This is a genomic window from Mycobacterium sp. SP-6446 (assembly GCF_001954045.1).
Taxonomy (GTDB): domain Bacteria; phylum Actinomycetota; class Actinomycetes; order Mycobacteriales; family Mycobacteriaceae; genus Mycobacterium.
In genome coordinates this window covers 1-17212 of sequence record NZ_MBEM01000064.1, presented here as the reverse complement: position 1 = coordinate 17212, position 17212 = coordinate 1, and the positions used below count along the sequence as shown (strand labels likewise).

13 protein-coding genes, 1 other RNA gene and 1 pseudogene are annotated in these 17212 nt (G+C 66.5%); 7 read left to right on the top strand and 8 right to left on the bottom strand.

Annotation, left to right across the window (positions count from 1 at the left end; genetic code table 11):
* Positions 1 to 38: 38 nt before the first annotated feature.
* Complete coding sequence (locus A5736_RS04630) at positions 39 to 863, bottom strand: lysophospholipid acyltransferase family protein (protein ID WP_076244767.1); 825 nt, start codon at positions 861 to 863, stop codon at positions 39 to 41.
* Between the two features lie 64 nt (positions 864 to 927).
* Between A5736_RS04630 and A5736_RS04625 the strand changes: the two are divergent.
* The 3 genes and pseudogenes from A5736_RS04625 to A5736_RS04615 all read left to right on the top strand — a co-directional run bounded on the left by A5736_RS04625 (position 928) and on the right by A5736_RS04615 (position 4546).
* A pseudogene (locus A5736_RS04625) lies at positions 928 to 1800 on the top strand (SDR family NAD(P)-dependent oxidoreductase).
* Positions 1801 to 1802: 2 nt separating this feature from the next.
* The gene (gene fadD6 / locus A5736_RS04620) at positions 1803 to 3566 is read left to right on the top strand and encodes a long-chain-acyl-CoA synthetase FadD6 (protein ID WP_076244765.1); all 1764 of its coding nucleotides are present in this window, start codon (positions 1803 to 1805) and stop codon (positions 3564 to 3566) included.
* A gap of 35 nt (positions 3567 to 3601) precedes the next feature.
* Positions 3602 to 4546 carry an alpha/beta fold hydrolase gene (locus A5736_RS04615; RefSeq protein ID WP_076244763.1) on the top strand — a complete coding sequence of 315 codons (945 nt, stop codon included), beginning with the start codon at positions 3602 to 3604 and terminating at the stop codon, positions 4544 to 4546.
* A 178-nt stretch (positions 4547 to 4724) separates the two neighbouring features.
* Here the strand turns inward: A5736_RS04615 and A5736_RS04610 are convergent, their stop codons facing one another.
* Together A5736_RS04610 and A5736_RS04605 are read right to left on the bottom strand one after the other, a co-directional pair.
* Entirely contained in the window at positions 4725 to 5798 is a 1074-nt protein-coding gene (locus A5736_RS04610) for a hypothetical protein (RefSeq protein ID WP_076244762.1), read from the bottom strand.
* A 347-nt stretch (positions 5799 to 6145) separates the two neighbouring features.
* Positions 6146 to 7639 (bottom strand): aldehyde dehydrogenase family protein, encoded by a 1494-nt coding sequence (locus A5736_RS04605; RefSeq protein ID WP_076244760.1) that lies wholly within the window; start codon positions 7637 to 7639, stop codon positions 6146 to 6148.
* 91 nt (positions 7640 to 7730) lie between these two features.
* Between A5736_RS04605 and A5736_RS04600 the strand changes: the two genes are divergently transcribed.
* A complete protein-coding gene (locus tag A5736_RS04600; protein WP_076244758.1) occupies positions 7731 to 8813 on the top strand; it encodes a Zn-dependent alcohol dehydrogenase in 1083 nt (360 codons plus the stop codon).
* A 15-nt stretch (positions 8814 to 8828) separates the two neighbouring features.
* On the opposite strand, the gene A5736_RS04595 is transcribed toward A5736_RS04600, so the two are convergent.
* Entirely contained in the window at positions 8829 to 9023 is a 195-nt protein-coding gene (locus A5736_RS04595; protein ID WP_076244757.1) for a ferredoxin, read from the bottom strand.
* On the bottom strand, positions 9020 to 10189 hold the full coding sequence (locus A5736_RS04590) for a cytochrome P450 (RefSeq protein WP_076115923.1): 1170 nt from the start codon (positions 10187 to 10189) through the stop codon (positions 9020 to 9022). The genes A5736_RS04595 and A5736_RS04590 overlap by 4 nt, the downstream gene beginning before the upstream one ends.
* A gap of 112 nt (positions 10190 to 10301) precedes the next feature.
* Here A5736_RS04590 and rnpB point away from each other — a divergent pair.
* An RNA gene (gene rnpB / locus A5736_RS04585) (RNase P RNA component class A) lies at positions 10302 to 10702 on the top strand.
* An 18-nt stretch (positions 10703 to 10720) separates the two neighbouring features.
* Here the strand turns inward: rnpB and A5736_RS04580 are convergent.
* The 3 genes from A5736_RS04580 to panB all read right to left on the bottom strand — a co-directional run bounded on the left by A5736_RS04580 (position 10721) and on the right by panB (position 14557).
* Positions 10721 to 12271 carry a CYTH and CHAD domain-containing protein gene (locus A5736_RS04580; protein WP_076244755.1) on the bottom strand — a complete coding sequence of 517 codons (1551 nt, stop codon included), beginning with the start codon at positions 12269 to 12271 and terminating at the stop codon, positions 10721 to 10723.
* Between the two features lie 100 nt (positions 12272 to 12371).
* The gene (locus A5736_RS04575) at positions 12372 to 13532 is read right to left on the bottom strand and encodes a cellulase family glycosylhydrolase (protein WP_076244753.1); all 1161 of its coding nucleotides are present in this window, start codon (positions 13530 to 13532) and stop codon (positions 12372 to 12374) included.
* A 167-nt stretch (positions 13533 to 13699) separates the two neighbouring features.
* Complete coding sequence (gene panB / locus A5736_RS04570; RefSeq protein WP_076244909.1) at positions 13700 to 14557, bottom strand: 3-methyl-2-oxobutanoate hydroxymethyltransferase; 858 nt, start codon at positions 14555 to 14557, stop codon at positions 13700 to 13702.
* A 131-nt stretch (positions 14558 to 14688) separates the two neighbouring features.
* Between panB and A5736_RS04565 the strand changes: the two genes are divergently transcribed.
* Together A5736_RS04565 and A5736_RS04560 are read left to right on the top strand one after the other, a co-directional pair.
* The gene (locus A5736_RS04565; RefSeq protein WP_076244751.1) at positions 14689 to 16080 is read left to right on the top strand and encodes a wax ester/triacylglycerol synthase family O-acyltransferase; all 1392 of its coding nucleotides are present in this window, start codon (positions 14689 to 14691) and stop codon (positions 16078 to 16080) included.
* 59 nt (positions 16081 to 16139) lie between these two features.
* Positions 16140 to 17212 (top strand): alpha/beta hydrolase (locus A5736_RS04560; RefSeq protein WP_076244907.1); only part of this gene is annotated, 1073 nt, incomplete at its 3' end.

The following is a 17212-nucleotide window of genomic DNA, read 5'->3' as shown; positions in this document are numbered from 1 at the left end:
CAAGTGGTGTTTACCCGGCCCTCGCCGGTCAGTTGCCTTCAGAAACCCCACGGGCTGAGGCGTTTGAGGAGCGACCGCTCTGGATCTTCTTCGCGTTCGGCGAACAGGAAGTCGAGCCCACCCTCGATCGAAGCGGCCGTGCGGGCCCTCAGGTCCTGTGCGTTGTCCTCGTTGGCGACACCGTCATATTCGCGCGTGGAGATCGGTTCACCGAACCAGAAGTACAGTCGCTCGGGCCGGGGTACGGGTGTCAGTCCGATGCCCCGCACGATCGGCAACGGTTCAACGTTCAGCAGCTTCTCGCACAGTTTGCGCAGCGGAGCCATCAGCGGATGATCGTTGTCCAAGATGATGTCCAACGCGTCTTCAATGCCCAACGAGGCAAACGGGACGATGGGGTAGCGGCCTTCGATCGCCATCTTGGCGAATCCGAGACGGTTCTTCCAGATCAGTTGATACCGTTCGCCTTTGCGTTTGGCGACCTCGCGAGCACCACCCGGAAAAACCAGGATCAAGTCGCGACGGCGCATAAGTTCACGCATGTTGGCTCGGGTTCCCGGGACGATACCGCAGGCTTTCAAGAGCTCACCGCTACCCGGCACCCGGAACAGGACATGCTCTCCGAGCCCGCGAACCATAATTCCCCGCTCAATCAACTCCGCAGTCCACAACAGCAGGTCGAACACCCCGTACAAGGTGTGGTTGCCTACCAGCAGCGCGCCGCGTTTGGGCACATGTTCGATGCCGTAGACCTTGGGTTTGATGACGCGGCGCAAGGGCGCCAAGGCCTTGACGACCGGCGCGAATGATTTGGCGGACGGGGCGTCGGGGACCTCTTCGCGCGGGTTTGCGGCTTTCGCCACCCGTCGAGTCTAGCGCCGGACATGATCAGAGGAACATCGCGGAGAAACGGGTACTTAGGTGCCAATGAGTCTGGCCAGCAAGGTAATGAATGCACTCGTAAGCCCGCCGCGAGTGGCGGATCAAGGCAGGCTGCGGTGAGCGGTGTCCGGCAAGTGCGTGCTGGTGACAGGCGCGTCATACGGCCTGGGGGAGGCGACTGCCCGCAAACTCGCCGCCGCAGGAGCAACGGTTTTGCTTGTCGCTCGCTCCGCGGACAAACTCGACGAGCTTCGCGAGTCGATCTCTGCCGACGGTGGACGCGCAGTCGCCTTCCCGAGTGATCTGACCGATGCAGCGGCGATCACCGCGCTGACAACCCAACTGACCGAGACGTACGGGCCGTTGGACGTCATTGTGAGTAACGCCGCCAAGTCGATTCGCCGATCGCTGGAGCTGCAGTACGACCGGCCGCACGACTTCGAGCGCACGATCGACACCAACTATCTCGGGCCGATCCGCCTGCTGCTCGGACTACTACCGGCGATGCAGGAGCGAGGAAGCGGACACATCGTGAATGTGTCCAGCATCGGTGTGCGGATGATGCCAACCCCGCGTTGGGGCACCTACCTGGCATCCAAGGGGGCGTTCGACCTGTGGCTGCGCAGCGTCACCCCCGAGCTCCGCGCCGTCGGCATCGATGTCACCTCGGTGTACATGGGGCTGATCCACACCCGAATGAGCGAGCCCACCCCCAGCCTGCGCAGAATACCCGGCATGCAGCCGGACGAGGCTGCTGATGTCGTCGCGAAGGCGATTATCCACCGGCCGCGCAGAGTTCAGCCGCGCTGGACGCTGCCCGGTGAACTCGCATCGGTGCTCTTGGCGCCAGTGTTAGAACGCGGGGCAGGGCTGGTCTACCGGCACTCAGAAGACTCCGATCGGGCGCGGAATGTATAGCGATGGCTGAAGACACCGTCGGGCTGACCGATATCGCTGCCGGACTACCCGGTCTGATCAAGGATGCGCCCATCATCTTGCGTGGCGCGCTGACCGGCTTCATCGCCCATCGATCGATCAAGACCTCGATCGGCAAGGTCTTCCAGGACCGCGCGGCACGTCACGGCGACCAGGTGTTCATCCGGTTCGACGATGAAAGCTGGACCTATCGCCAGGCCAACGAGACGGTCAACCGCTACGCGGCGGTGCTTGTCGAGCGCGGCGTCGGGCGAGGCGATGTCGTGGGCGTCATGCTGAAGAACTCGCCGCGGATGGTGCTGGTAATGCTCGCGGCGGTCAAACTGGGCGCGATCGCCGGCATGCTGAACTACCACCAGCGCGACCAGTTGCTCGCCAACAGCCTGGGCCTGCTGAACGCCAAGGTGTTGATCGGCAGCGACGAGTTGCTCACTGCCGTCAAGGAATCCGGGGCGCACGTCGCAGTCATGATGTCCGTCGACGAACTGGACCGGCTCGCCGCCGACGCGCCCACCGACAATCCGGCAGCGACGTCATCGGTGCGGGCCAAGGACAGCGCCTTCTACATCTTCACCTCCGGAACCACCGGCGCGCCCAAAGCCAGTGTGATGACGCATTTCCGGTGGCTGTGGGCGCTGGGTGGGTCGGGCGCGTTCGGCATGCGGTTGAAAAGCAGCGACACGTTGTACTGCTGCCTTCCGCTGTATCACAACAACGCGTTGACGGTGGCGTTGTCGGCGGTGGTCGGCGCCGGTGCCACTTTGGCTTTGGGGCAGTCGTTTTCGGCGTCGCGGTTCTGGGATGAGGTGATCCGGTACGACGCGACGGCGTTCGTGTACATCGGCGAGATATGCCGCTACCTGCTCAACCAACCGGAGAAGGACACCGACCGCAAACACAAGGTGCGCGTGATCGCCGGAAACGGGTTGCGCGCCGACATCTGGGACGAGTTCACCACCCGGTTCAATATTCCGCGGGTCTTCGAGTTCTACGGAGCCAGCGAGGGCAACACCGGGTTCGTCAACGTGTTCAACATTCCGAGGACCGCCGGGATGTGCCCGACGCCGGTGGCATTCGTCGAATACGACACCGAAACCGGTGAGCCAGTTCGTGATTCCAACGGGCGGGTTCGCAAGGTCCGCGGCGGAAAACCGGGGCTACTGCTGAGCAAGGTCACCAGCGTGCAGCCGTTCGAGGGCTACACCGATGCCGAAGCCAGTGAAAAGAAGTTGGTGCGCAACGCTTTCCGCAAGGGCGACGTGTGGCTCAACAGCGGGGACCTGATGCGGCCACAGGGTTGGCGCCACGCCGCGTTTGTCGACCGGCTCGGCGACACCTTCCGGTGGAAGGGTGAAAACGTCGCCACAACCGACGTCGAAGCGGCCGTGTTGGCTGACCCGAACATCGAAGCCGCCACCGTGTTCGGCGTCGAGGTTCCCGGCACCGACGGACGCGCCGGGATGGCCGCCGTGGTGCTGCACGAAGGTAAACAGTTCGACGGTGTGTCGTTGGCCAACACGGTGTCCGAGGGTCTGCCGAGCTACGCTCGCCCGCTGTTTGTGCGGGTGGTCGACTCGCTGGAGCAGACCTCGACGTTCAAGAGCAAGAAGGGTGATCTGCGCAGTCAGGGCTACGGATCCGATGTCCCCGACCCTCTGTACGTGCTGGAAGGTCGCGAAGAGGGCTACGTGCCCTACTACGACGAATACGCCCAAGAGGTGGCGGCCGGTTCCCGTCCGGCGGGCTGACGGCGCAATCGGGGTTGCTGTGCTGTAATGGCGGTATGGCCGGCTATCGCCGCCCGCTTGGCTTTCAGTGGCAACCGCCTCGGCTGCCCGGGTTTGCTCGGGTCGGTCACGTTCCCAGCGGCCGGACCGTGGAGTTGCCGGGCCGCGGTTGCACTTATGTGGTCGATTCCGGGCCGGTTGCCGGGGCGCCGACATTCATGCTGCTGCATGGGCTCGCCTGTACCGGGCTGATGATGTGGTATCCGGTCTTGGAGATGATGCGCGGGTTTGGCCGCGTGGTGGTGTTCGATCAACGCTTCCACGGTCAGGGCATTTCATCGCCCCGGTTTCTGCTCGAGGACTGCGCCGATGACGTCGCCGCGCTCGCCGATGCGCTCGGCGTGGAGACATTCGTCCCGGTTGGTTATTCGATGGGTTCGGCTGTGGCCCAGCTAGTTTGGCGTCGGCACCCGCAGCGGCTCGACGGGCTGGTGCTGGGGGCGGCGCCAACCGGATGGTGGAATGGGGTGACGTGGGAACGGATGGGAGCCGGCGTGTTGGCGGGGCTGATTGAGGCGTTCAGCCCACGTCCCGGGCTGCCGCGGCCCGTGGCGGCCGACGCCGAAACCCTCGTCCGCAGTGACGTTAAGTGGCTGCTGGGCCAGTTCCGAAGCACAAGCCCGGGTGGAATCGCCCGTGCGGTTGCCGAGATGACGCGGTTCGACTCGACTTCGTGGGTTGGGCAGATCGATGTTCCGACGGCGGTGCTGATTCCGCTGCGCGACAGGGCGATTCCGCCAAAACAACAGTTCTGGCTGGCTAAGCAGATACCCGATGCGCACGTGGTGACCGTCGATGCCGGCCATTCATGCAGCGTGTTGCAGTCCGAGCAGTTCGTGCCGGCGCTGCGCGAGGCCGTTGATTCAGTGCGGCGACGCATCGACCCCAAACCCGACAGCCGGGCGAGCGACCAACTCAGGGCCTCGCACACTATGCCGTAGGGCGCATCGGACTTTTTCTACGAGCAGAAGTCACATGTATCCTGTTGCGCCTTTGCCTCGCCCAGGTCGGCTGCAGATGCTGCGCTGGCTTGCCGGGTCGTCGCTTCCCGGCCTCGTCGGATGACGAAATTATCGCTCAGATTGGGTCGTCACGGGTCGCGCTGAGATTGCCTTCCGGTCACCGACGAGCGGACGACGTCATCGCCGGTGTGACCGCCAAGTCAAGTACGCCATAAATTCCGGGCTCGGCAGCGCATACCGCAGCGATCGAGTTGACTACCCGCGCCGCGGTCGCGTCTGCGCCGGGCAATGGGCTTCCGGCGAGTGCAAGATCGACAATTACTGACGGCGTTCCGTCGACGGTGATCCGCGTTAGCCGGGGTGCAGCGTCGGGGGTTGGCCGCGGCTCCCAATCGTCGATGACCTCGTCGCTCAAGGACCAGATCTCGGAGATGGCCAGGCGAGGTTCGCCGTTCATGATGCCTTCTGCGGTAATCCGAACGCTGATGATTGTCCCGGCAGGCACTTCACCAGCGGGACAGGAATAGTCGCTTCGTGCAACCGCGACATCCTTGCGGTCGCGAAGCTCGTCGAGGTGCCACCCCAGCCCGTGTGCCATTAACCGAATAGGACTCCCGAAGAGTGCGACACCGGTCCCCGGTCGGTACGCCTGGGCGTCGACGGCGGGGGTCGTGCCGAAGCCGAATGCCGCAAAGAATCCTGGCACCGAGTACGCACCGCACAGAATCCGTTCGCTTACAACGACTTTCGTTGGCATGGCCGATAACGTGGCCACCTGCACCGGCAACACGTCCATCGCGAATCCGGGCGCGATGCCAGCGGCGATGAGTGAGGTGTCACCTGCACGACTGGCATTCTGCAATCTCATCAGCCGTGCGTCGCCGAGCGTCTCGGGATGGATCAGTTCGCCCAGCGCTGTGGTGACGATGTTCTTGCCGCTAGCTAGGATCGCGCAGTGCTGATCGATGACTTCGTCGATCGCGCGGCCGGTGCCGGTCGCGAGATACGTGACGCAGTCGGCTTCGGTAGCCAAGAACGCCTCAAAGTCTTGCGTAGTGACGATTCCGGTCGCTGACGCGCCAACGAGTTCGCCAGAGTCGCGACCGACCTTATCCGGGCTGTGAACATACTGGCTGACCAGATCGAGCGCAGGCGTAGTCAGGATCATTCGCAGCACGAGGTGCCCCGTTCGGCCAGACCCGACGTGTGCGATGCGCAGCCGTTGCGACATTCGATCACCTCCGGCGTCATACTAGGCCGCAAGTCGCTGAAGCCGTGGACGGCAAGGGTAGTCGAAGTGGGCTGTTCGAGCCGGTTGTTACGGCGATCCGTCTGTCCTGAAAAGACGACATTCGAGACAGCCTGGCGCCTCCGACTGAGAGTCGTGGATGGTCCACGTCGCTGCGTCGCACAACTTCGTCTTGGACAAGCGGATGAACTCAAATCCGTTGTCTACCAATGCGAAGATCGTCCGTTAGGGTATGCGTCTGGAATTTGAGTGCGCATCCAGGCCGCCCTCAGCGCACACTCAAGGCCCAGACCGCACAGTGGAAACGCCGGCCAACGCCAGCCGACGAACTAGCCCGGCGCCGGGTGGCGGACGAACGTGCGCGGCTGGGTGAATGCCCGGATTCCCTCGACGCCGAGTTCCCGCCCGATGCCGGACTGGCCGCAGCCGCCGAACGGCAGGCGCGGGTCCTGGGCGGCCAGGCCGTGGCAGTTGACGCTGACCGTGCCCGCCACGAGTTGCCCGGCGACGCGGTCGGCGAGGGCGTCATCACCGGTCCAGACCGACGCGGTGAGGCCGAATTCGGTTGCGTTCGCGGCGGTTACGGCGTCATCGATGCTGTCGTAGCCGAAGATCGGCAGCACCGGACCGAACTGCTCCTCGGTGGCCAGCTTCGAGTCCGGCGCCAGATCGGTGACGACGGTTGGCAGCGCGAAGTATCCGCCCGAGTCGGCGTCCTCGTCGCGGACCCTTCCCGCCGTTCGCACTGTCGCGCCCTGCGCCTCGGCGTCGGCGACCAGCGCGGTGACGCGGTTGCGGCCGGCGGCCGTGTGCAGCGGGCCCAGCGTCACCTCCTCGGCGAGCCCGTCGCCGAGCACCTCCCGCCCGCAGCGCGCCAGCACCGCCTCGGCCAGCTCACCGACGCGTTTGGTGGGCGCATACAGCCGCTTGATCGCCATACACACCTGCCCGCCGGTGGTGTAGGTCGCCGTCACCAGCCGCTCGACCAGCTCGTCGCCGATCGCGATGTCGGGTGCGACGATCGCGGCGTCGTTCCCGCCCAGCTCCAGCAACACCGGGGTGAGCCGGCGCGCGGCGGCCGCCATGACGGCCCGCCCGGTGGCGACGCCGCCGGTCAGCGAGATGAGGTCGATGCCGGGGTGGGTGACCAGCGCCTGGGCGAGCTCGCTCCCGGGGCCCGCGAGCACGTTGACCACACCCGGCGGCAGTGCCTGCGCCAGCGCCCCGGCAAGTTGCAGCGCCGCCAGGGGACAGCTCGGCGGCACCTTCACGACGGCGGTGTTGCCGGCGGTCAGCGCCGACGCCAGCTTCGTCATCGTCAGCGCCAGCGGCCAGTTGAACGGGAGCACGAGCGCGGCCACACCGAACGGCTCGCGGTGCAGCCGTGGGTATTCCGACTGCGGGTCGATCTGCTCGGGCGCTAGCGCGGCCTCGGCCATCGAGCCGATCAGCGCGGCGAGGCCGGGGCCGGTGTCGATCTCGAAATTCGCTTCGGACAGCACCTTGCCGTGCTCGCGGGTGTACAGGCGTGCGCCGTCTCGCGCGGCCAACTGTTCGGCGGCCGTGGTGGCCGCGGCGGTGAAAGCCGCGATGCGTTCGGTGACGCCGAGGGCTCGCCATTCGGGCGCCGCACGACGTGCGGCCGACACCGCGGCGTCGAGCTGGGCCTTGTCGGCGGCGGGTGCATAGCCGACGATCTCGGCCGGCCGGGCCGGATTGTGTACGGGGTAGGTCCCCGCGGCACCCGGCTGCGTCTGTCCGCCAATCGTCAGCACCGCCTGATCGGCGTGGGTTTCTCGCGTGATCGTCGTTGATCCCGTCATGCCCGCCTCCCTTGACCCAGTGCGGATGTCCCGCCATCGTAAGTCGATATGACGTGGATCACAGTATGGGTTTCATGAAGGCGGCCGTCCCATGAAAGCCGTCGTGCTGCGCGAGGTCGGACAGCCCACCGCGCTGGAGGAACTCTCACTACGGCCCCTCGGCAAGCAGGAGGTGCGGGTGCAACTGCGCGCCAGCGGCGTCTGCCACAGCGACCTGTCGCTGCGCGACGGGTCGATACCGACGCTGCTGCCGTCGACGCTCGGACATGAGGGCGCCGGCGTCGTCGCCGAGGTCGGCGACGACGTCACCAACGTGAGCCCGGGTGACCACGTCGTGCTGACGTGGAACGTGCCCTGCCGGGCCTGCCCACATTGCCTGCGCGGGGAGGCCCAGCTGTGCGCGCACGGCTACGACCACGCCTACGGCGATCCGTACGCGGAGAGCGCCGGCGGGCCGGTGTGGCCGGGCATGGGCGTGGGGTCGCTGGCCGAACAGACGCTGCTCCCGGCGGCGGCGGTGGTGCCGGTCGACGAGTCGCTGCCGCTCGACCTTGCCGCGCTGCTGGGCTGCGGCGTCACCACCGGGGTCGGCGCGGTGATGCGCACGGCGGCCGTGCGGTCGGGGGAGAGCGTGCTCGTGATCGGTTGCGGCGGTGTGGGTTTGGCCGCGATCCAGGGGGCACGGCTGGCGGGCGCGTCGCGGATCATCGCCGCCGACCGGGTCGCCGCCCAACTCCCCGCCGCCGTGGCCAACGGCGCGACCGACACCGTCGACGCGAGTGACGTCGACCTGTCCAAGGCGGTGCTCGACCTGACCGGCGGTGCCGGGGTCGATCACGGAATCGAGGTGGTCGGCAAGCCCGCCACGATGCGCGCCGCCTACGAGGCCACCCGCCGCGGCGGCAAGGTCACGTTGGTCGGCGCGGCCGGGATCGCGGAGGAGGTGACGTTTCCCGCGCTGTCGTTGATGGCCGACGGCAAGACGATTCAGGGCAGCGTCTACGGCGCCAGCGATCCGGTGCGCGACATCCCGGTGCTCGCCGAGCTCGCCCAGCGTGGCCGCCTCGATCTCGAGGCGCTGGTGACGCGGCGGATCGGCATCGAGGACGTCGAGGCGGCCTTCACCGACATGACCGCGGGGCGCGGGGCGCGCAGCGTCGTCTGCTTCGCCTAAATATCGCTGAAATACTCAGCGAGACAACGTGATTGCCTGCTCCGGGCAGTTCTGCTCGCCGACGGCGGCCTGTGCTTCGAGGTCGCCGGAGACGTCTTCGACGAGCACGACGCAGTGACCTACCTCGTCCGCGTCGTAGACGTCGGGCGCCAACGTGTAACAGCGGCCGTGCCCCGTGCAGCGCTCGGCGTCAACCGACACGCGACTCATGACACCGGGAATACCAGCGGCAGCGACTCCACCGACCGCAGCGCTGCGGTGTAGGTCAGCTGCGCGCCCGGCTTGATCTCGTAATCCGGGATGCGCCGGTGGAATTCGCGCAGCGCCACCCGCAGCTCCATGCGGGCCAGGTGCGATCCGAGGCAGCGGTGCGGTCCGCCGCCGAACGCGCGGTGCCGGTTTGGGCTGCGGTTGAAGTCGACGAGTTCGGGGTCGGGGAATTCGGCGGGGTCGGTGTTGGCCGCACCGAGCAGCGGGCTGATCCTTTCGCCCTTGCTGATCGGGCAACCGCCCACCTCGGTGTCCTGGATGCAGACGCGGGCCACACCCGGCACCGGGGTCTCCCAGCGCAACAACTCCTCGATGGCGCTCGGCAGGATGTCGGGCTGCTCGACGAGCTGACGACGGTGGTCGGGATGGCACGCCAGGTACACGAAAAAGCAGTCGAGCGAGTCGGTCACCGTGTCCAGCCCCGCGATGAGGAACAGGATGCAGATGTCGAGGAGCTCCTCGCGCGTTAGCGGTCTACCTTCCACGTTCGCGGCGATCATGGCGGAGAGCACGTCGTCGCGCGGGCTGGCGATGTGGTCGTCGATGGCGCGGTCGAAGTAGTCGTAGATCTGTTGCGCCGTGCCCGCACAGGTGTCGTGGCGGCGGTCGAAGCCCGAGTCGCCCTCAGGCCGGATGATGCCGTCCTTCCACTCCAGGAACTGGTCGAGGTCCTCCAGCGGCAGACCGAGCAATTGCAGGAAGACGGTGCAGGGGAGGGGAACGGCGAACTCTTCGTGGAAGTCGCATTCGCCCCGGCCGGCGAAGCGGTCGATCATCTCGTTGACCAGCTCGCTGACGCGGGGCTCGCGCCGGGCCATTTCTCGCGGGGTGAACAACGGATCGAGGATGCGGCGGTACTTCGCATGGTCGGGCGGGTCGATTTGCAGCGGGATCATCGGTCGGACGTTGCCGAGGTCGACGGCGTCCATGTTCGACGAGAACAGCTCGGTGTGCTTGAGCGCCATCTCGATGTCGGCCAGGCGGCTGAGAACCACCGCCGTGGGGCCTCGGAACACCGGGGTGGATTCGCGCAACGCCTTGTACATCGGCTGGGGCTCGGCGATTCCCATGTACGCCTGATCGACATACCCTTCGGTTTCTGTCATGCGGTCAGCGTGACACCAACGTCGCTAATTAGGCAATGATTGAATAAATGGCGTAATGGACAAACGCCGCTGGCCAGCAGATTCCGCTGCGGGTACCGTGGATCGTCGCGGACGAGTTGGCCGGGCGGCCGCGGACCGTCGCAAGGCGGTTCGAGGAAAGTCCGGACTTCACAGAGCAGGGTGATTGCTAACGGCAATCCGAGGTGACTCGCGGGAAAGTGCCACAGAAAACAGACCGCCACCCTCGCGGTGGTAAGGGTGAAACGGTGCGGTAAGAGCGCACCAGCATTCCGGGTGACCGGGGTGGCTTGGCAAACCCCACCCGAAGCAAGGCCAAGAAGGCCGCACGAAAGTGCGGCCGCGCAGGCGTCCGAGGGTTGCTCGCCCGAGCCTGCGGGTAGGCCGCTCGAGGCACCCGGCAACGGTGTGTCCAGATGGATGGTCGCCGCCGCGTCGCCGTTGCTCAAGCGCGGCGACGGGGAACAGAATCCGGCTTACAGGCCAACTCGTCCGCCCCTCAGGGGCGCGGCCTCATTCGCGGGCTCTGCGCACCGACTTGGCGAGCTTGCGTAGCGCGTCGTCGAGCTGCTGGCGGCAACGCTCGGCCAGCTCGGCCTCCTGCTGATAGAGCAGACCGTAGGTGAAGGTGTCCTCGCCGGCGAGGTGTGCGGCGTTGGCTTGTTGATTCAAGTGCTCGCGGCTGACCACGCTGTCCTGGTGATCACCGAGCAGCGTCTGGATGGCCTTGGCCTGCTTGGACACCTCGTCGTCGCCGGTGGCCGCCGCGGTGTAGCGAAGTCGCTTGGCGCGCTTGCGGATCCGGTGCAGCGCCTCGTCGCGATGATGCTCGTACTCCTGGTCGGTCTGATCGACTTGATCCAGTTCGGCCGCGGTGTTGGCCGCCTTCCGCACCTTCTTGTAGGCGCGCTCGATGGTTATCGCATGCGATTCCGCACCGGACGCGGGCGCCGGGACCTCGGCCACCAGCGCATCGAGGGCGTCGAGTAGACGGAAGTATCGCTGCGAGCGCATCGCGATCAACGATCGCCGCAGCCCCGTCTGGTAGCGGCGGCGGGCGCCCTCGACCAGACGTTCCCAAATGGGCCCGCGCACCAGCTCCGGCGCCAACCGGTTCAGCTCCTGCTCGTAGCGCTGCCCGAGCACCTCGGCGTCGCGCGCCACGCCCAGCACACCGGCCAACTCGCGCAGCTCGTCGAGGATCCAGGCGCCGTCGGACAACCCGAAGGACTCCGGCGATTCCCGCAGCAGGCTGCGGATCTTGCGGGTGGTCACCCGCATCTGGTGCACGGCGTCGTCCACGTCGGCGCGCACGGCGCGGTCCCACGCCAACAGCTCGTCAACCTGTTCGGCCACCGCGCGGTGCACGGGGTCGTCGGGCGGCCGGCTGCCGTTGGCCGGCAACGTCGCGCCCAGCACTCGCGCCAACTTCGAGCCGTGGCCGGCCGGCGCGGCACCCGCGTCGAGCAACCGATTGCTCAGCCGGCTCAACAACGAGGCGTCGGCGGCGCCGTTCCCGGCGACGAGTTCGAGTTCCCACTCGCGCCACTCCTGTTCGGCCGGGGCCGGGCCGGCGTCCGCGGCCGCGCCGCCCGACCAGGCCGTGACGTGGTCATTGCTGAACTCCGCCAGCGCGGTGCCGTCGGCGCTGTAGAGCAGCTGGCTTTCCCGCTGGGTGGCGATGCGCGCGACCGGCTCGATCGGGCGGTCGCGAACGATCGCGAGCACAACGTCAACCAACTCTCCCGGCACGGTGTCGGCGGCCGTCGGGTCGGATGTGCCCAGCGGCGCCCGGATCTCGGTGCGCGCATCGGGTCCGGCCGGCAACTTCAGGTGCCAGCCCGCGTCGTGCCCACCGGTGCGGCGCCGCAGCGTGATCTTGTGCCGCGCCAGGTCATGCGACGGGGTGTCGAAGTACACCGCGTCCAACGATTGGGTCGGCGATTTCTGGACGTGAGCCACCGCCGCGATGCCCTCGAACGATGGCGACACCGTGGATTCGACGACGTCGAACTTGCGCTCCACCTCCAGATAGCGGGAGGTGTTTTGCGCTTCTGCAGGCATTTTCGGCTCCGTTGCGCGTTGCTGCGCTGTCAAAAGGTCGTCGGCGCTCGCGGCCGGGCACACACAGATTGCCACACCGCGGTGCCGCGCTTAAGCGGCCCTAAGGGCGGAGGTGCATCGCCAGGCCGTTGAGCTGACGAATCGCTTGGATTTCGTCGTCCTGAAACGGCCGTCCATCGTGTTGCAGCAGATCGTGAAACCAGACATCCGGAATCGCCGGGTACGGGTGATCCCACGAGTCCCAGGGCAAGTAGGTTTGAGTCTTCCCCGCGACGAGTCCCCAATTGATCGCACCAACCTTGTAGCGTTTGGCGATTGGCAGGATCTCCGCAACGGTGCTGCCCAGGGGCCGGGCCAGGTACTCGGTGCAGAGGATCGGTCGGTCCCCCGAGGCGAGATCGTCGATGCGCCTCTCGAAGTCCACCGGTGCGCCGTAGGAGTGGAATGTGAGGATGTCGGAGTTGTCGAGCTGGATCCGGCTGATGACGTCGGTACTTCCGGCGTCCGGCCACTCGCCCTGCCAGACGGCACTCGTCAGCGGTTGAACGGGATCAACCGAACGCGCCCACGCGAAAACCTGCGGAAGCAAGTCCGCGACCAGCTCCACCTTGTCCGGCCTCTCGACGGACCCATAGTGGCGCGAGGGATTGTCGGGCTCATTCCACAGGTCCCAACCCAAAACCCGGTCGTCATTGCGGAATTGCGACAGCACGCCAGTCACATAGGCGCGCAGCGTGTCGAGGTAGGCGCGGTCGCCGAGCCGTTCGGCGCCCGGACTTTGCACCCAGCCCGAGTTGTGGACGCCGGGCGTCGGGGCGCGCTGCGGGCCGGCTTTCGGGAACGGGTCCCAGCAGGAGTCGAGCAAGACGAAGAGCGGTTTGATGCCGTGCTCGGCCGCCATGGCGACGAACTGGGCCAGACGGCCTTGGAACCCCCGCTGATCCTCGGTCCAGAGCTGGTCGTGCAGGAACACCCGCACGGTGTTGAATCCGGCGGCCCGGGCCCAGCCCAGCTCGAGATAGATGCGCAGGGGGTTGAAGGTGTCGGGCTGGAACATCTCCAGCTGGTTGACGGCGTTCGACGTGACGTAGTTGGCGCCGACGAGCCAGCCTTGCGCTCGATACCAGTGGTCGGCGCGGTCGGTTGACCACCGGGCCGAGTCCGGCGGGTCGAGGGGTTGTGCGGTGGCGCGAGGCGCTCGCGCCAGGGCGGTGCCTCCTGCCAGTAGCAGCGGCAACTTCAAGACCGTTCGGCGGTGCACGAAGCAACCACGATTGCCGACTATATGTTCAACCCCCCGCCCACGGAGTCGCGTTTATATATAGGAGAAATCCTACCACCGTTGTCACACAACGATTTTCGGCAGAAGCTGCCGTGACGGGTTCGACGGTTCGGGCGGGCGGAAAGCCCGCGATGGTCAAGCCGATGCTAGAAGCTGTGCTCGTCGGCCGGGAAAACCCCGCTGGCCACCTCTTGGGCGTATTGCGTTGCGGCCCGGCGCAATTCGGCGCCCACGTCGGCGAACCGCTTGACGAACCGAGCGGTCTTGCCGCCGCTCATCCCGGCCATGTCCTGCCAGACCAGGACCTGCGCGTCGCAGTTGGGGCCGGCGCCGATCCCGATCGTCGGGATGGTCAGCTTGCCGGTGATCTGGGTGGCCAGCTCCGCGGGCACCATCTCCATCACGACGGAGAACGCTCCGGCTTCCGCGACGGCGATCGCATCCGCGATGGTTTGTTCGGCGCCGTCACCGCGGCCCTGCACCCGGAAACCGCCGAGGCTGTTCACGCTTTGCGGGGTGAAGCCGATGTGCGCCATCACCGGGATGCCCGCGGCGGTCAGGCAGGCGATCTGTTCGGCTACCCGCTCGCCGCCCTCGAGCTTGACGGCGTGCGCGCCGGCCTCCTTCATGAACCGCGTGGCGGTGGCCAGGGCGGCGTTCGGTCCGGCTTCGTAGCTGCCGAACGGCAGGTCGGCGACGACCAGCGCGTGCGGCGCCCCCCGGACCACGCCGCGAACCAGCGGGATCAGTTCGTCGACCGAGACGGGCACCGTGGTGTCGTAGCCGTACACGACGTTGGCGGCGGAATCCCCGACCAGCAGAACCGGGATGCCGGCCTCGTCGAAGATGCGGGCGGTCGAGTAGTCGTAGGCCGTGAGCATGGCCCACTTGTGGCCCTCGGCCTTCATTTTCTGTAAGTGATGAGTGCGGATTTTGGTCGGCGGCTTGGCGTCGGCGGCCGAGTTTGCGGATGAGTTTGCACCGTAAACGTTGTGCTCAGACATCATTGTCCCTGGTAGTGGTCGGTCGATCCTCGTGGCCCCACGGGGTCCCCGGGTTCGCTTGACGGTGCCATTCTGCCATCTCGGCTGCGCAATTGCACCGCCCCGGCAGTGTGAGACATACCATTCAGGCCATGCAGCGGCTCAGCGGACTCGACGCCAGTTTCTTGTACTTGGAGACCCCCTCGCAGCCCATGCATGTTTGCTCGATCCTCGATCTGGACACCTCGACGATGCCCGGCGGCTACACCTTCGACCGGCTGCGCGACGCGCTGTCGCTGCGCCTGAAAGCGATGCCGCAATTCCGCGAAAAACTCGCCAACAGTCCGTTGAACCTCGATCACCCGGTGTGGGTGGACGACGACAACTTCGACGTCGACCGCCACCTGCACCGGATCGGGCTGCCGCCACCGGGAGGGCGCGACGAGATGTCGCAAATCTGCGGGCACATCGCGTCGCTGCCGCTGGACCGGCAGCGGCCGCTGTGGGAGATGTGGGTCATCGAGGGCGTGGCGGGCACCGATTGTCATCGCGACGGGCGCGTCGCCGTGATGACGAAGGTGCACCACTCCGGAGTCGACGGGGTCACCGGCGCCAACCTGATGTCGCAGCTGTGCGCCACCGAGGCCGACGCGCCCGCGCCGGATCCGGTGGACGGCGTCGGGAGCGCCAGCACCTGGCAGATCGCCGCGGGCGGCTTGTACCGATTCGCCACCCGGCCGTTGCGTCTGGCCAATGCGGTGCCCGACACGGTGTCGTCGCTCGTCTCGACGTTGCGCAAGGCCCGCCAGGGTCAGACGATGGCGCGTCCCTTCGGCGCGCCGCGGACCGTCTTCAACGCCAGCATCAACGCCCGGCGCAACATCGCTTACGCCACATTGGATCTCGACGACATCAAGAAGGTAAAGAACCGATTCGGCGTCAAGGTCAACGACGTGGTGTTGGCGTTGGTTTCCGGGGTGCTTCGGCAATACCTGGCCGACCGCGGCGACCTGCCCGACGAGTCGCTGGTGGCGATGGTGCCGGTCTCGGTGCACGGCAAGTCCGATCGCCCTGGCCGCAACAAGGTTTCGGGCATGTTTGCCAGTCTGCACACCCAGATCAGCGACCCGGTGCAGCGCCTGAAGGCCATCGCCGAAGCGAATTCGGTTGCCAAGCAACATAGTTCGGCTATCGGCGCTTCGCTGTTGCAGGATTGGTCGCAGTTCGCGGCGCCGGCGGTGTTCGGCGTGGCGATGCGGCTCTATGCCAGTTCCCGACTGACCGAGAGCATGCCGGTGCACAACCTCGTCGTCTCCAACGTGCCGGGTCCGCAGGTTCCGCTGTACCTGCTCGGCTGCGCCGTCAAGGCGATGTACCCGTTGGGGCCGATCTTTCACAGCTCGGGTCTCAACATCACAGTGATGTCGCTGTGCGGAAATTTGGACGTCGGGCTCATCTCCTGCCCGGAATTACTGCCCGATTTGTGGGAGATGGCCGACGAGTTCGCGGTGGGGATGGAAGAGCTGCTCGAGGCCGCCGGGTAGCGGGCTGACATCCGGCCGCTGATCAGGCACTCGGTGCTGCTCTGGCAGCATATGTTGGCATGGGTTCGTCTCGCCGCGACATGATCGCGCGCTTGCTGCTGATCTGGACGGCGATTGCTGCCGTGGCGCTGCTCCTCGCGGGCTGTGTCCGCGTCGTGGGCGGGCGTCCGCTCATGGCCGGGCCCAAGTTGGGCCAGCCGATCGAATGGACGCCGTGCCGTTCGTCCAACCCGAAAGCCAAGATCCCCACCGGCGCGCTGTGCGGCAAGCTGGCCGTGCCGGTCGACTACAACGATCCCAACGGCGACTTGGCGACCCTGGCGATGATTCGCTTCCCCGCGACGGGGGACAAGCTCGCGTCGCTGGTCATCAATCCCGGCGGCCCGGGCGAGTCGGGCATCGAGGCCGCCCTGGGCCTCGTCCAGACGCTGCCGAAGCGGGTGCGCGAGCGGTTCGACCTGATCGGGTTCGATCCACGCGGGGTAGGCTCGTCGCGACCGGCGTTGTGGTGCAACTCCGACGCCGACAACGACCGGCTGCGCACGGAACCGAACGTCGACTACAGCCCGGCGGGCGTGGCCCACATCGAGGACGAGACCAAGCAGTTCGTCGGCCGGTGCGTGGACAAGATGGGCAAGAGCTTCCTGGCGAACGTCGGCACCGTCAACGTCGCGAAGGATCTCGACGCCATCCGCAAGGCGGTCGGCGACGACAAGCTGACCTATCTCGGATACTCCTACGGCACCCGGATCGGCTCCGCCTACGCGGAAGCCTTCCCGCAGAACGTGCGGGCGATGATCCTCGACGGCGCCGTCGATCCCAACGCCGACCAGATCGAAGCGGACCTGCGTCAGGCCAAGGGATTTCAGGACGCGTTCAACGCGTTCGCCGCGGACTGCGCCAAGCAGCCGACCTGCCCGCTGGGCACCGACCCCGCCAAGGCCGTCGACGTCTACCACAGCCTGATCGACCCGATGGTCGACCCGAACAACCAGCTGATCGGCAGGCCGATGCCCACCAACGACCCGCGCGGGCTGAGCTACAGCGACGCGATCGTGGGCACCATCATGGCGCTGTACTCGCCGACGCTGTGGCATCACCTGACCGACGGCCTGACCGAGCTGGTCAACCA